General features: G+C 52.9%; 10 protein-coding genes and 1 pseudogene. 6 read left to right on the top strand and 5 right to left on the bottom strand.

Going from position 1 to position 13,160, the window contains the following annotated elements; all coding sequences use genetic code 11:
* Positions 1 to 85: 85 nt before the first annotated feature.
* The 3 genes from PRECH8_RS08225 (at position 86) to PRECH8_RS08235 (ending at position 2,784) form a co-directional block, all read left to right on the top strand.
* Positions 86 to 1,144 (top strand): ABC transporter ATP-binding protein, encoded by a 1,059-nt coding sequence (locus tag PRECH8_RS08225; protein WP_200966621.1) that lies wholly within the window; start codon positions 86 to 88, stop codon positions 1,142 to 1,144.
* On the top strand, positions 1,141 to 1,947 hold the full coding sequence (locus tag PRECH8_RS08230; RefSeq protein ID WP_200966622.1) for an ABC transporter permease: 807 nt from the start codon (positions 1,141 to 1,143) through the stop codon (positions 1,945 to 1,947). Before PRECH8_RS08225 ends, PRECH8_RS08230 begins: the two co-directional genes overlap by 4 nt.
* 99 nt (positions 1,948 to 2,046) lie before the next feature.
* Entirely contained in the window at positions 2,047 to 2,784 is a 738-nt protein-coding gene (locus tag PRECH8_RS08235; protein WP_200966623.1) for an ABC transporter permease, read from the top strand.
* A gap of 316 nt (positions 2,785 to 3,100) precedes the next feature.
* Here the strand turns inward: PRECH8_RS08235 and PRECH8_RS08240 are convergent, their stop codons facing one another.
* The 3 genes from PRECH8_RS08240 to PRECH8_RS08250 form a co-directional block, all read right to left on the bottom strand.
* Positions 3,101 to 4,441, bottom strand: a complete 1,341-nt coding sequence (locus PRECH8_RS08240; RefSeq protein ID WP_200966624.1) for a uracil/xanthine transporter — start codon at positions 4,439 to 4,441, stop codon at positions 3,101 to 3,103.
* Between the two features lie 601 nt (positions 4,442 to 5,042).
* Entirely contained in the window at positions 5,043 to 5,891 is an 849-nt protein-coding gene (locus PRECH8_RS08245; RefSeq protein ID WP_200966625.1) for a pyruvate, water dikinase regulatory protein, read from the bottom strand.
* A complete protein-coding gene (locus tag PRECH8_RS08250) occupies positions 5,888 to 6,541 on the bottom strand; it encodes a helix-turn-helix transcriptional regulator (protein ID WP_200966626.1) in 654 nt (217 codons plus the stop codon). Before PRECH8_RS08250 ends, PRECH8_RS08245 begins: the two co-directional genes overlap by 4 nt.
* A gap of 346 nt (positions 6,542 to 6,887) precedes the next feature.
* On the opposite strand from PRECH8_RS08250, the gene PRECH8_RS08255 reads away from it, so the two are divergent.
* Positions 6,888 to 7,844 carry an ArsR/SmtB family transcription factor gene (locus PRECH8_RS08255; protein WP_200966627.1) on the top strand — a complete coding sequence of 319 codons (957 nt, stop codon included), beginning with the start codon at positions 6,888 to 6,890 and terminating at the stop codon, positions 7,842 to 7,844.
* Between the two features lie 84 nt (positions 7,845 to 7,928).
* On the opposite strand, the gene arfA is transcribed toward PRECH8_RS08255, so the two are convergent.
* Entirely contained in the window at positions 7,929 to 9,446 is a 1,518-nt protein-coding gene (gene arfA, locus PRECH8_RS08260) for an arabinosylfuranosidase ArfA (protein ID WP_200966628.1), read from the bottom strand.
* An 820-nt stretch (positions 9,447 to 10,266) separates the two neighbouring features.
* Between arfA and manA the strand changes: the two genes are divergently transcribed.
* Together manA and PRECH8_RS08270 are read left to right on the top strand one after the other, a co-directional pair.
* Positions 10,267 to 11,220 (top strand): mannose-6-phosphate isomerase, class I, encoded by a 954-nt coding sequence (manA, locus tag PRECH8_RS08265; RefSeq protein WP_200966629.1) that lies wholly within the window; start codon positions 10,267 to 10,269, stop codon positions 11,218 to 11,220.
* A 141-nt stretch (positions 11,221 to 11,361) separates the two neighbouring features.
* A complete protein-coding gene (locus PRECH8_RS08270) occupies positions 11,362 to 12,321 on the top strand; it encodes an alpha/beta fold hydrolase (RefSeq protein WP_200966630.1) in 960 nt (319 codons plus the stop codon).
* A 579-nt stretch (positions 12,322 to 12,900) separates the two neighbouring features.
* Here the strand turns inward: PRECH8_RS08270 and PRECH8_RS14480 are convergent.
* Positions 12,901 to 13,160, bottom strand: a pseudogene (locus PRECH8_RS14480) (hypothetical protein); the annotation flags it as partial.

Consider the following 13,160-nt stretch of genomic DNA (forward strand, 5'->3'; position numbering starts at 1 on the left):
TTTTGAAAGTTGATATTGACAATCGGAGGGTTAAGAGATAAAATATAATGCCTTTTCCAATTTCCAATAGGAGGGAATTGCAAGCATGATCGAACTACGCGGCATCAGCAAAAGCTACAAAGTCGCTCAGCGTCGTTCATCCAGTATAGGAAGCGCTCTCAAATCGTTGGTCCGAAGGGAATACACGAGTATTCAAGCGCTCAGCGATATCTCCTTTAGGATCAGCCCCGGTGAGATCGTCGGCTATATCGGTCCGAACGGTGCCGGCAAGTCGACGACGATCAAGATCATGAGCGGCATCCTCGTCCCGGACAGCGGCAGCTGTTCCATCTTGGGATTCACGCCGTGGCAGGACCGCAAAGCGTACGTCCGCCATATCGGCGTCGTCTTCGGCCAGCGAACCCAGCTCTGGTGGGATGTTCCGGTCATCGATTCCTTCGACTTGCTGCGGGATATCTACCGGGTGCCGGCGAAGATGTACCGGGATAATCTCGAGCTTCTCGTCGACAAACTCGCGCTTGGCGATCTGATCCATACGCCGGTGCGTCAGCTCAGCCTTGGCCAGCGCATGCGCTGCGAGATCGCTGCCTCCCTGCTGCACAGCCCGGACATCCTGTTCCTGGATGAGCCGACCATCGGATTAGACGCAGTTTCTAAGGTTGCAGTCCGCGACTTCATCCGCATGATCAACCGGGAGCGCGGTGTCACCGTGATCTTGACCACCCATGACATGAGCGATATCGAAGCACTAGCGGATCGGATCATCATGATCGGCAAGGGAAGATTGCTTCTGGAAGGGAAATTGGCCGAACTCAGGAGCCGCTTCGGCTCGCATAAGACGATCGTGCTCGATTACCGCCCGGCAGCTGATCCATCACATTCTGCATCGCCTTCTTCGCAAGCTTCATCTTCACGGCTTACGCATGCTTCGCCGTTCCAGTTGGATCACCTCGCTCTTCCTCATACGGAGGTTGTGGAATGGTCGCAGGAGAGAGCGGTGCTGAGGGTGGATACGAATCGGGTGAAGATCGCCGATGTGATCAGCCTCGTCTCCACGCAAGTGGAACTCTTGGACATCACGGTGGAAAGTCAGCCGATCGAAGAGATCATCGTCGATCTCTATAAGGAGTATCAGCTGTCATGAGAACCTGTTTCGCCGTCTTTCGCCTGCGGTTTAACTATGGGCTCCAATACCGCACGGCTGCATTCGCTGGAATTGCCACTCAATTTTTCTGGGGCTTCATCCTCATTATGGTCTATCAGGCGTTCTTTGCGATGACCGATCGCACAACTCAGCCGATATCACTGGAGCAGGTCGTTGCTTACATATGGCTGCAGCAGGCGTTTATCGCCTTCATCATGCTTTGGTTCCGCGATCAAGAACTGTTCGATTTGATCACCACTGGCAACGTCGCTTATGAACTATGCCGGCCAAGCGGACTGTATTCCTTCTGGTATGCCAAGGTACTGGCGCAGCGTTTGTCAGCCGGGCTGCTCAGATGCGGACCGATCCTTCTGCTCGCCGGTTTGATGCCGGGTTCTTATCGACTCACCATGCCGCTTGATGCCGCGACGTTTGTTTTATTTGTGGTCACACTGCTTCTCGGTCTGCTGCTCGTCGCCGCGATCACGATGCTCATCCACATCTCTGTTTTCTACACCATGTCTCCCGTCGGTTCGCTGCTTATCTTTCAGATCGCAGGTGAATTCTTGGCCGGCATGATCATCCCGGTTCCGCTTATGCCCGAATGGCTGCAAAGGATCGTGCATCTCTTCCCTTTCCGCTGGACAGCAGACTTCCCATTCCGTGTCTTCTCCGGCCATATCGGCCATGAGGAAGCCCTGGTCGGAATCGTGATGCAGATGCTCTGGCTGGCCGTGCTCATATTCGTTGGAAAAGCGTTGATGCTGAAGGCTCTGCGAAGGGTGGTTGTGCAGGGTGGTTGAGATCGAGGCAGTTTGGTTCTCAGAAGAGGAAACGGGGGTAGTGCATTGAATTCGGTTGCTTTATTTTTCCGCTGCCTGGCGATTTTATTTAAAGCCCAGATGCAATACCGAACTTCTTTCTGGCTGTTGTCCTTGGGACAACTCCTGGTTCCGCTCTCGGTATTCGCCGGGCTGTATTTTCTCTTCGAGCGTTTCGGACAGCTGCAGGGATGGGAATTCTTCGAAGCAGCGCTGTGCTTTGCGGTGATTCATATGACTTTCTCCTTAAGCGAATGCTTCGTCCGCGGCTTCGACAGCTTCGCCTCTCTGGTGGTCAGCGGCGGCTTCGACCGGCTGCTCGTGCGTCCGCGGGGAACGGTGCTGCAGGTGCTGGGATCGAGGTTCGAATTTACACGCGTCGGCCGTCTGCTGCAAAGCATCATCGTGCTGGTGTGGGCCTGCATGAACCTGTCAATCGACTGGACCATCATGAAGGTGCTCACACTGATTCTGATGGTGGTAAGCGGTGTGTTCATCTTCACGGGCATCTTCATCCTGACAGCAACACTGTGCTTCTGGACGATTCAAGGTTTAGAAGTCACGAATATCCTCACCGACGGCGGGCGCGAGATGGCGCAATATCCGCTCCATATCTATGAGCGATGGGTGCGCCGCTTCTTCACCTTCGTGATTCCCTTCGGATGCGTCAACTATTTGCCGCTCCTCTATATTCTGGATCGAACCGAAGGAGCAGCATGGCCGTATGCCCTGGCGCCGCTGGCTGGATTCGTGTTCATCCTGCCTTGCTTAGCGGTATGGCACTACGGCGTGCGCCATTATCGCTCAAGCGGATCGTGAAGATGGCATGGGCGTGAGGCGGTATGGGCTTGAGGCGTGTGAGACGACACGATTTGTCGGTTCACGCGCCGAACCGGCTCATTCGCAGCCTGAGTCAACATTATCTGTCGACTCACGCGCCAAACCGCTCATTCGCATCCTGAAACGGCAGTTTTTGCCGAGACTCAGCACTCGCTTTCGCTGCTGTACTGCCTGAGTCGGCACATTTTAACGTCTCAACGCACAACACTCAGCCCTGTGTCAACAATCGCCGGCGACATCACTCTTCGGCTTCATCCTCGCCCGCTATTCCCCATTCGCCGCCATTGTCCCAGCCTTATTTCTCCCTCTGCTGCTCACCATGCTGTCCATCCTTCTGCCCGCGGCCTTTCTCCTCCAGCTTCTCCCAAGGAATGAACAGCTCAAGCAGGATCGAGAGCAGGATACCGGTGATAAAGCCGTTCGATACGAGCGGACGGATCAAGACAGGAATCCCTTCAAAATACGCCGCATCCAGGCTCAGAATCCCCAGGCCGACCAGCACCGGGATTGCGATGCGGTGGATCGTGATCGAATCGAACACCCGCCCCTTGATGCTGTTCAGCGATGTACCCAGCAGTTGGAAGTATGCGACAAGCAGCACCGCGTTGCCGATCGTGACGGGGATCGTCGCAAACAAACGGCTCATAAAAGGCAGCACCCCCGTACCGATCATCAGGATACCACCGATGATGAAGGGCTTGCGTTCAAAGATGCGCGTACTCTGCAGGAATCCAATCGACGATGAGAACGGCGCAAAGCTGACCAACCCCAATGCCCCGCCGGCCATCGAGAAAACCCCGTTCAGCATATAAGAACGGTTTAACCGCCGCTGCGACGCCTCTTCGCCCAAGAGCTGCGCACCGGTTATCACCGCCGTGATCGTATTGCTGAGGTTGATGAAGCTTGCCAGGCAAGTAACGATGATGATCGAGATGTTCAGATTCGGTGCTCCCAAAGGAAACAGCGTCAGCCCGAAGGAAGAACCACCCGAGGAGAGCAGCTGCTCTTGCGGGAAGAGGAGCGTATGCACGATCCAGCCGACGACGATACCGATCAAGATCGAGAAGTTCCCGAGCCGCTCGCCTCCCATGATTTTGAGGAGACAGACGAAGACGGCCGCCGCAAGCGCAAGCAGCGTCTCCGGCCAGACCACTGTGCCGTCTGGAGCAATCTTGAACATCCCTATGAAGAAGATCAGGATCAGCTGAAACGTCAGCAGGAACAGGAAGACGCTCATCACCATCGGCGTGAAGATCTTCTGCATAAACTTCAGCCCATCAAAAGCCGCCAAGATCGCCACTGCCGCTCCGGAGATCAGCATCCCCGCTGCGATGCCTCCCCCGACTTCAGGCAGGCTCATCCCCATCGCCGCTGCTGCGTAACTTAGATTGAGGACCAGCCCCCACATCAATCCGGAATGCCCCTCCATGAGAGGAAGACGGTGCCCGATCAGCCCTTGCAAGACACAGGCGATTCCCGTGATCATCAGGGAATTGCGGACCAATTCCGAGATCGTCTGCGCATCCAATACAAATGCAGAACCGACGGAGATCGGCACGACGATCGTATTGACGAAGATGTAGACGAACCACTGCAAGGAAGCGAAAATGGTGGTGAATAGGTTGTTAGGTTTCATGGTGTGTAGATTCTGCGAATAATTCATGTTCTCACCTTTCATTTTCTCCGATGCTTTTTCTCGTAGACGCTGTATTTAGGATGTTCAGAATTTGGACGTTCCTTACAGTATATCATCTCGAGCGAATCAATTACCATGTTCCCCCGTCATGCAGGTTTAAAAGGCGTATTAATAAATCGAGTAGGAGGGAGCGGCTAGCCCCGTCCTCTCACACCACCTAGCATGCGGGTCCGCACTAGGCGGTTCCAAAAGGTTGACAAAGTTCCATATAACGAGAAAGCATACTTTTCAGCCCTTTCGCTGCCCAATAGGAGGTTGGTCAATGTCTTAGCAAAATAATGGAACGAAGTTTAATCCGCCGTTACGTTACGAAACTGAAGACAGACAGAAGAGATCAGGTTCTATACATAAATAGATAACCATAAAAGATCTGAGTCAATATGAATTTTGTACAAAAAAACTGCCCTCATCCAAAAAGGATAAAGGCAGTTCCCTGTGCGTTGTTCAATTAACCAGTACTCATCAAGGCTTATCCTGCACTAACATCGAGCAGAGGCTTATTCGGCAGATAGTGGACTTCACGAAGCGGGCCTAGCAACCGTCAGCGGTTGTAGACTTTTTGCAGGGCATCGATGATGATGTTCGCTGTCTCCTCAATCGCTTTGTCCGAGACGTCGATGACCATGCAGCCAAGCTCTTTCATGATTTTGTCCGCATATTCCAGTTCTTCCACGATGCGCTCATATCTGGCATATTGGGCATGCTCACTGAGCCCCATCGACTTCAGCCGTTCCATGCGAATACGCAGGATATATCGGGCATCCATCGTCAAGCCGTAGATTCGTTCAGGTTCCACTTGATACAGCTCCCGGGGCACCTTCATCTCCGGAACAAGAGGCAGGTTCGCAACTTTGAACCCCTTATGCGCCAGGTAGATGCTGAGCGGCGTCTTCGACGTGCGCGATACGCCGATCAGCACGGCATCCGCCTTCAACAAGCCGGACTTATCCTTGCCGTCATCATACTTGACCGCGAACTCCACGGAATCGATCCGTCTAAAGTAATCCTCGTCCATCCTGTGCAGCAGCCCCGGTTTGGCGATCGGCCTCATGTTGAAGGAATCGATGAAGGCCTGCATCATCGGACCCATGATATCCACGGAGCGCACCCCCATCCGGATGCACTCCTGCTTCATGCATTCGCGCAGATCGGGCTGTACCAAGGTATAAGCGATGAATGCCGTCATCGAGGCCGCCTCTTCCACGATCAAGCGGATCTCATCCTCGTGAGAGATATTGCTGTGCCTGCGGATGATCGTGGGCACGGATTCGAATTGCCGCATCGTTGCATTTACGACACCTTCTGCCGTATTCCCTGTTGAATCCGAACAGATGAAAATTGCCCTTTCCTGCGATGGTTGATTGGGCTGCTTATGTGATTGCTGCTTCACCGATTCACACTCCTATCTCTCTCATGCGCTGAAACTTCTGCGGCCGCCAGCTCCAACAGCAGCCGGGTTGTCGTCTCCGTGCTGATCGAACCGGCGATTGCTCCGGATTCCTCGATGACGGGCAGGCTGTCCACTTGGTGATGGATCATCTTCGCCGCGGCATCGAGCACGGGATCCTCCGGTGAGACGGTGACGACCTTGGGCTGCCGCGTCATCACCATGCTGACCGGCATCTGCGGGGCAGCGGCATTGCCCAGGGTGAACTTCAGCAGATCCTTGCGCGAGACAACCCCCGCCAATTCCCCATTCTCCCCTGCCACTACCAGATTGCCGACATCCTCAAGGAACATCGTGATCACCGCATCTTGGATGGTGGTGGATTCCTTGACGATGACGGGCCTGGACATGACATCCTTGACCCGTTTCTCATGCAGCTGCTTGAGGGTCTCTGCGGCGGTTGTCATCTGGGTGCCGAGAAAATAGCCGACCTTCGGCTTCGCGTCCAGCATACCCAGCATGACTAGGACAGCTAAGTCGGAACGGATCGTCGGTCTGCTGACCCCGATCATCTCAGCGATCTGATCGCCAGTAATCGGTTCATGCTGTTTCACGATCTCCATGATTTCATGTTGTCTGGCCGTTAATTGCATGAGTAGATCGCCCCCTTCGTCCCAATATCACATCTTATTGCCGGTATTTCCCCTTCATTATCAAATATGTTGTATCATATTAAAGGATATTCCGCAATATATAACATACTATTATTTTTAATGGAGTATGGTTATATGTGAATTCATCAAAATTTAGCCCCGGTAAAGTAACTCCCTCAAGATCCAACACCATGCCAGCACCATGCCGTTTCCATGCATTCCTTAACATTCTTAATAATAACTTGCTGCAAGCTATTGTCATTCTCCGGATAAACCTATATTATTAATATATCTGTTAAAGATTTGGCAGGATAGTAATAACGTGATTAGATCATGGAGGATGTTGATGAAACTCGATATTTCTGAGAAATCATTGCCCGTCTATGAGGCGCTGGCAAGCGATGTGCGGCTGAAGATGATTCATCTGCTGGCGAAGCAGGAGATGAACATCAAGCAGCTGGCTGAAGCACTGGGCCTGAGCAGCGCGATTATGACGATGCACGTGAAGAAATTAGAGCGAGCGAAGATCATCGAGACACGGATGGTTCCCGGCCGCGGCGGGGCGAGGAAAGTCTGCACCCTGGCCACGGATTTCATCGAGATCGTCTTCCCGACCAGGGACTCCAGCTCGCCCCGTCTCTATCACGAGATGGAGGTATCGGTCGGCCATTATACCGATTTCCATGTGGAGCCGACCTGCGGACTGGCGACGACGGAGAAGGTCATCGGCATCTTCGATGAACCGCGCTGCTTCCTCGATCCCGAACGGGTGAATGCGAAGATCCTCTGGTTCGGACAAGGGTTCGTCGAATACAAGGTGCCTAATTATCTGATGAAAAATGAAGACCCCGTGGAGCTCGAGATTTCCTTTGAGATCTCCTCAGAAGCTCCCTATGCCAATGACAACTGGCCGTCGGATATCTCCTTCTTCCTAAACGGCGTCAAGCTCGGTCAATGGACCAGCCCGGGGGATTTTGGCGGATCGAATGCCCGCGGCAAATATACCCCGGACTGGTGGTTCACCGAGATCAACCAATACGGTCTGCTTAAAGTATTGAAGATCAATGAACAAGGCACCTTCATCGACGGCCATCAGATCTCCGAGATCACGCTCGATGATGTGGACATCCGGCAGAAACAATGGACCTTCCGCTTCGCCGTCCTTGAGGATGCGAAGAATGTCGGCGGAATGACGCTCTTCGGCACAGGCTTCGGCAACTACAATCAAGATATCAATTTCCGACTGTATTACACCAAGACCGAGCAACCGAATGGTTCCGCCGCGGATCAAGCAGATGAATAATCAAACAAACGGGGCAGTCTCCAATTGGAGACTGCCCCGTTTGTTGTAGGAGGATATATTAGGAGGATGCATTAGATTGGTTGTTTACTGTTTGCGTCCGCTTAAGCGGATCACGTTCCAGGACTTCGGCAGCAGCGTTGCGCGCACGATGCCGTCGTCCACCGCGGCGTCGCCGTTCGTTGTCGATTTCACCGCTTCTTCCGCAGCAGAATTTCTCGCCTTGAGATCTTCGTGATGCAGCACGATATGCTCGACCACTTGATAACCCTCGAAGCTGCGCATATCGCATTCCAGCTCCAGACTTTCTTCCAGATGGCGGTTCACCGCGAAGATCGTGACTTCATCTTGTTCTTCATTATAGACTGCCGTGGACTCAAGATAAGGGACATCGGTGAAGTCCTTCGTATCATAGCGCGGCGAGCTGGACAGCGTATGGAGCGCGATCCCGCGGCCGTATTGGGATGCATGCATGAATGGATAGTAGATCGTCTGCCGCCAAGCCTTGCCGTTCTTCTCCGTCATGATCGGCGCGATGACGTTGACCAGCTGTGCAAGGCATGCGATTTTGACGCGGTCAGCGTGCTTCAAGAATGTGATCAGCAGCGTACCGACCAGCAGTGCATCCTCGAAGTTATAGTGGTCTTCCAGCTGCGGCGGGGCGATCTGCCACGGTTCAATCTTGCGGTCCGCTTCGTTGGAATGATACCAAACATTCCACTCGTCGAAGGACAGATTGATCGTCTTCTTGCTCCGTTTCTTCGCCTTGACGAAGTCGGCAGTGGCGATTACCGTGCGGATGAAGCGGTCCATCTCCAGGGACTTCGCCAGGTAGTTGGCGGAATCATGCTCACGATTGCCAAAATATTGGTGCAGCGAGATGTAGTCCACATGATCATACGTATGCTCCAGAACCGTCGCTTCCCACTGCGGGAACAACGGCATGTTGGAGTGCGAGCTGCCGCAGACCACCAGTTCGATGGATGGGTCGACCTGTCTCATCGCCTTCGCCGTTTCCACAGCCAAACGCCCGTACTCATCCGGCGTCTTATGCCCGATCTGCCAAGGGCCGTCCATCTCATTGCCCAAGCACCAGACTTTGAATTTATGCGGTTCCTTGTAGCCGTGCGAGATTCGCAGGTCACTGTAGTAGGAACCGCTCGGATGGTTGCAGTACTCGATGAAGTTCCGCGCAGCATCGATTCCCCGCGTACCCAGGTTGACGGCCATCATCACTTCGCTGTTCGCCTTTTTCGCCCAATCGGCGAACTCGTTGGTACCGATTTCATTGGTCTCGATTACACGCCAAGCCAGCTCCAGACGACGCGGCCGCTGCTCTCTCGGACCTACACCGTCTTCCCAATTGTAAGCGGATACCATGTTGCCGCCGGGATAGCGGACGATCGGTACATTAAGCTCCCTGACCAGTTCGAGCACGTCCTGCCGGAACCCCTGCTCATCCGCAGTCGGATGGCCGGGCTCATAGATACCGCCATAGACGGCCCTGCCCAGATGCTCAATAAACGATCCATAGATGCGCTTATCGATCTCTGAGATCCGATATTCCTTGTCGACTACCATCTTAGCCTTCTTGAATTCAACCATCTTAACTCTCCTTCTCGCCGATGATTTCTTATCGTTAATTTAAATATTAATATTAAAGCATTTATGTTAGTAATTATAAAGCATGATGTTAACGGTGTCAATATCAGCTTGCTTGGTTCCAACCACTCGTCTGGCCCTGCCCTACTAACCAGCAATTGTTCTATAGGATGAAACCATCAGATTCAGAACCCGTCTCATAACATTTATCATAAATTTAGGTCAGAAACCGTCAATCGAAGCACATCATGATTTGCGTCCGAGCCATAGCAGAGTTCTTGTTGTATTCACTGTGATTCTTCAACTTCCTTCCTTTTCTTATCTATGCTAAGCTAAATCTTGTCAGGACTTAGCCGTATGCGGGATTTATGCCGAGATAGGGTGTTTACGTCCATGCAATTGCTGGCAGCCCCCTCGCCCGAACCGCCCTGTTGCACGCTAACGGAACCAGAGTACGTTATTAGAGCTCAAAAGCCCCTATTCCAGCAGTTAACGGAACGGTGGTACGCTATTTGCTCGCAAACGACAGCGAAGGGGCGGCATTCAACCAAATAACGGAATGGTGTTCCCTTAACTTCGGCAAATTTGATGAATACAGCAAAATAACGCACCTGTGTTCCGTTACTGTTGCGCAGAAGCGGCCGTGACCAGACGGACATGCGGCAAGACGGCAAGGAGGCTTCAGGAAAAAGCGGCAGAAAGCAGTAGGATACTAAACAAATCCTGCGTCCCGCAAGCACTCACATGTACCTTCAAGCTCTATGTTCACATGTCGAGCAGTGTACGTAAGCTTAGTGCGCAGAATCGGAAGGAGGAGATGTTCATGAAGGAAGCCATCTTCTTAGAACCTGTCTTCAAGGAGAGAATCTGGGGAGGAACGAAGCTGAAGGAATTGTTCGGTTATAACATCCCGACGGATCAGACCGGGGAATGCTGGGCGGTATCCGCTCATCCGAACGGCCAGAGCGTCGTGAAGAACGGTCCGCTGAAGGGCAAACCGCTCGGCGAGCTGTGGGCGGAGCATAAGGAGATCTTCGGCGATGCAGCCGGCACAAGCGAGGTTTTCCCGCTCTTGACGAAGATTCTCGATGCCTCGGATGATCTGTCCGTGCAAGTTCATCCCGATGATGAATATGCACGGGTACACGAGAACGGCGAACTAGGCAAGACCGAATGCTGGTATGTGCTGGACGCCGAACCGGGCGCGGAGATCATCTACGGCCATACAGCCAAGACCCGCGACGAACTGCGCAAGATGATCGACGACGGTGCATGGGATGAGCTTCTATGCAGAGTACCGGTGAAACCGGGGGATTTCTTCTATGTCCCCAGCGGAACGATCCATGCCCTCGGCAAGGGCATCGTCGTCTTGGAAACCCAGCAGAGCTCGGATACCACGTATCGCGTCTATGACTACGACCGCACGGATGCTTCCGGCAACAAACGCGAACTCCACCTCGATCAAGCGATCCAAGTAACGGCAGTGCCTCACGTTGGAGCACAGCCCACCTGTGAAACCAAGCAGATCGGCGGCGCCAAACTGACCACTTTCGTATCGAATGAATTCTTCACTGTACAAAGAGCGGAACTAAAGGGCGAACTCGAACTTGACCCTGCTTCGACCTTCCGCATCTGCAGCGTGATCGCCGGTTCGGGAGAACTGCAGGTCGAAGGGCAGCGCTATGGCCTTCGTAGGGGAGAACACTTCATCCTCCCCGCTGCATCGGAAGGAATTCGCTTCACCGGCGATCTGGAACTCATGTTCTCTTGGATATAAGACTTGCATCATCTTCTTCCAAAAGCAAACTTCCATATGCTAGACTATTAAACGTACAAAACGTCGTACAAGCGTACAACGTAACACCGTGAATTTGGACAACACACAACCTAGAATGATCAGACTAAGGAGATGAACAAGATGCCAACTCTCGATCTTCCGCTTGATGAACTGAAGCAATACCAAGGAATCAATCCGCGCCCCGATGACTTCGATGCCTATTGGGAGCGAGCGCTGGCAGAGATGCAGACAGTGGATCCGCAGATCGAGCTGGTGCCCAGCGAATTCCAAGTGCCCTTCGCCGAGTGCTTCCATCTTTATTTCACCGGTGTTCGCGGCGCGCGAATCCATGCCAAGTATATTCGTCCGAAGGGTGTCCAGGAGCCGCATCCGGCGATTATCATGTTCCACGGCTACTATATGAACTCTGGAGACTGGGCGGATAAACTCGCCTATGCCGCGATGGGTTACTCCGTCTTCGCGATGGATGTGCGCGGGCAGGGAGGTCTTTCCGAAGATGTCGGCGGGGTGAAGGGCGTAACGGTCAAAGGACATATCATCCGCGGCCTCGACGACGAGCCGGATAACCTTTTGTATCGCCATATTTTCTTGGATTGCGCGCAGCTCGCCGGCATCGCCATGAATATGCCGGAAGTCGATGCCGAGCGAGTTGGCGTCATCGGCTGGTCGCAGGGCGGCGGCCTTACGATCGCTTGTGCAGCGCTGGAGCCGCGGATCAAGCGGGCGGCGCCGGTATATCCCTTCCTGAGCGACTATCGCCGCGTATGGGAGATGGATCTGGCGAAGGATGCTTATGATGAACTGCAGCTCTACTTTCGCCATTTCGATCCTTGCCACGAGCGGGAGGAAGAGATCTTCACGAAGCTCGGCTACATCGATGTTCAGCACCTGGCTCCTCGTATCCAAGCTGAGGTGCTGATGGGGATCGGCCTGATGGACACGATCTGCCCGCCGTCCACGCAGTTCGCCGCGTACAATAAGATCCCGTCGCCTAAGCAAACGGTCATCTATCCAGACTACGCCCACGAACATCTGCCGGGGATGCACGACAAGATTCTGCAATTTATGCGTGGTCTGTAATAGGAAGAGGAGCTGTACCGATTATGCGAAACGATCGGACAGCTCCTTTGTGTATGTCTATATTCAACAACCGCTCCTTCGCGGGAGCAACGCGGTTACTTCACGGATCCCTGCGACGCTTCCATCTCTACCGCACACTGAGTCAACAGTATTTGTCGATTCACACACAGCTCCTCTACTTCTGGCACGCGAGTCAACAGTATTTGTCGATTCGCACACAGCTCCTCTACTTCCGACACGCGAGTCAACAGTATTTGTCGATTGGCATACCGTTTCCCTACTTCCGACACGCGAGTCAACAGTATTTGTTGATTCACATACCGCTTCCCTACTGCCGCATGCTGAGTCAACAATAATTATCGGTTCACGCACCCGCCCCATCTCTTCACATGCCAAATCAACGGAATCTGTCGGCTCACGCACCATTTCCCTGCTTCCGTACTTGAATCAACATAATCTGCCGTCTCACACGTCGAAACTGCCTCCGTACGCCCTGAGTCGGCACTTTCTGCTGTCTCAGCGACATTAAACGCCGATCCAACCTATACAAAAGGGAAGAGACTGTCCCTAGTCATCTGACTAGAGGACAGTCTCTATGCGATCAATTTCTAACCTTTTATATCTAAATAAATTGTTTATATCTCGCTTAAAGGACTGGTTGTCTAAGTTTGTTATAAAGTCTTTCATCAACTTCAGAATCACTCGGCGGCTATGCTGAATAATCGTTGCGGCAACGTGAAAGAACTCTAAACGAAAACGCGCAATCGTATACCCCTGGTGGACGGGTTCGCAGCAGTCCTGTTTGAATCGCTCATAGAGGTTATAGGCTAATAGCTTGA

The organism is Insulibacter thermoxylanivorax (assembly GCF_015472005.1).
GTDB lineage: Bacteria > Bacillota > Bacilli > Paenibacillales > DA-C8 > Insulibacter > Insulibacter thermoxylanivorax.

What these genes read in the sequence shown, in the direction of transcription:
- PRECH8_RS08225 (WP_200966621.1), top strand. Translation starts at nt 86, where the DNA reads ATGATCGAACTACGCGGCATCAGCAAAAGCTACAAAGTCGCTCAGCGT.
- PRECH8_RS08230 (WP_200966622.1), top strand. Translation starts at nt 1,141, where the DNA reads ATGAGAACCTGTTTCGCCGTCTTTCGCCTGCGGTTTAACTATGGGCTC.
- PRECH8_RS08235 (WP_200966623.1), top strand. Translation starts at nt 2,047, where the DNA reads ATGCAATACCGAACTTCTTTCTGGCTGTTGTCCTTGGGACAACTCCTG.
- PRECH8_RS08240 (WP_200966624.1), bottom strand. Translation starts at nt 4,441, where the DNA reads ATGAAACCTAACAACCTATTCACCACCATTTTCGCTTCCTTGCAGTGG.
- PRECH8_RS08250 (WP_200966626.1), bottom strand. Translation starts at nt 6,541, where the DNA reads ATGCAATTAACGGCCAGACAACATGAAATCATGGAGATCGTGAAACAG.
- PRECH8_RS08255 (WP_200966627.1), top strand. Translation starts at nt 6,888, where the DNA reads ATGAAACTCGATATTTCTGAGAAATCATTGCCCGTCTATGAGGCGCTG.
- arfA (WP_200966628.1), bottom strand. Translation starts at nt 9,446, where the DNA reads ATGGTTGAATTCAAGAAGGCTAAGATGGTAGTCGACAAGGAATATCGG.
- manA (WP_200966629.1), top strand. Translation starts at nt 10,267, where the DNA reads ATGAAGGAAGCCATCTTCTTAGAACCTGTCTTCAAGGAGAGAATCTGG.
- PRECH8_RS08270 (WP_200966630.1), top strand. Translation starts at nt 11,362, where the DNA reads ATGCCAACTCTCGATCTTCCGCTTGATGAACTGAAGCAATACCAAGGA.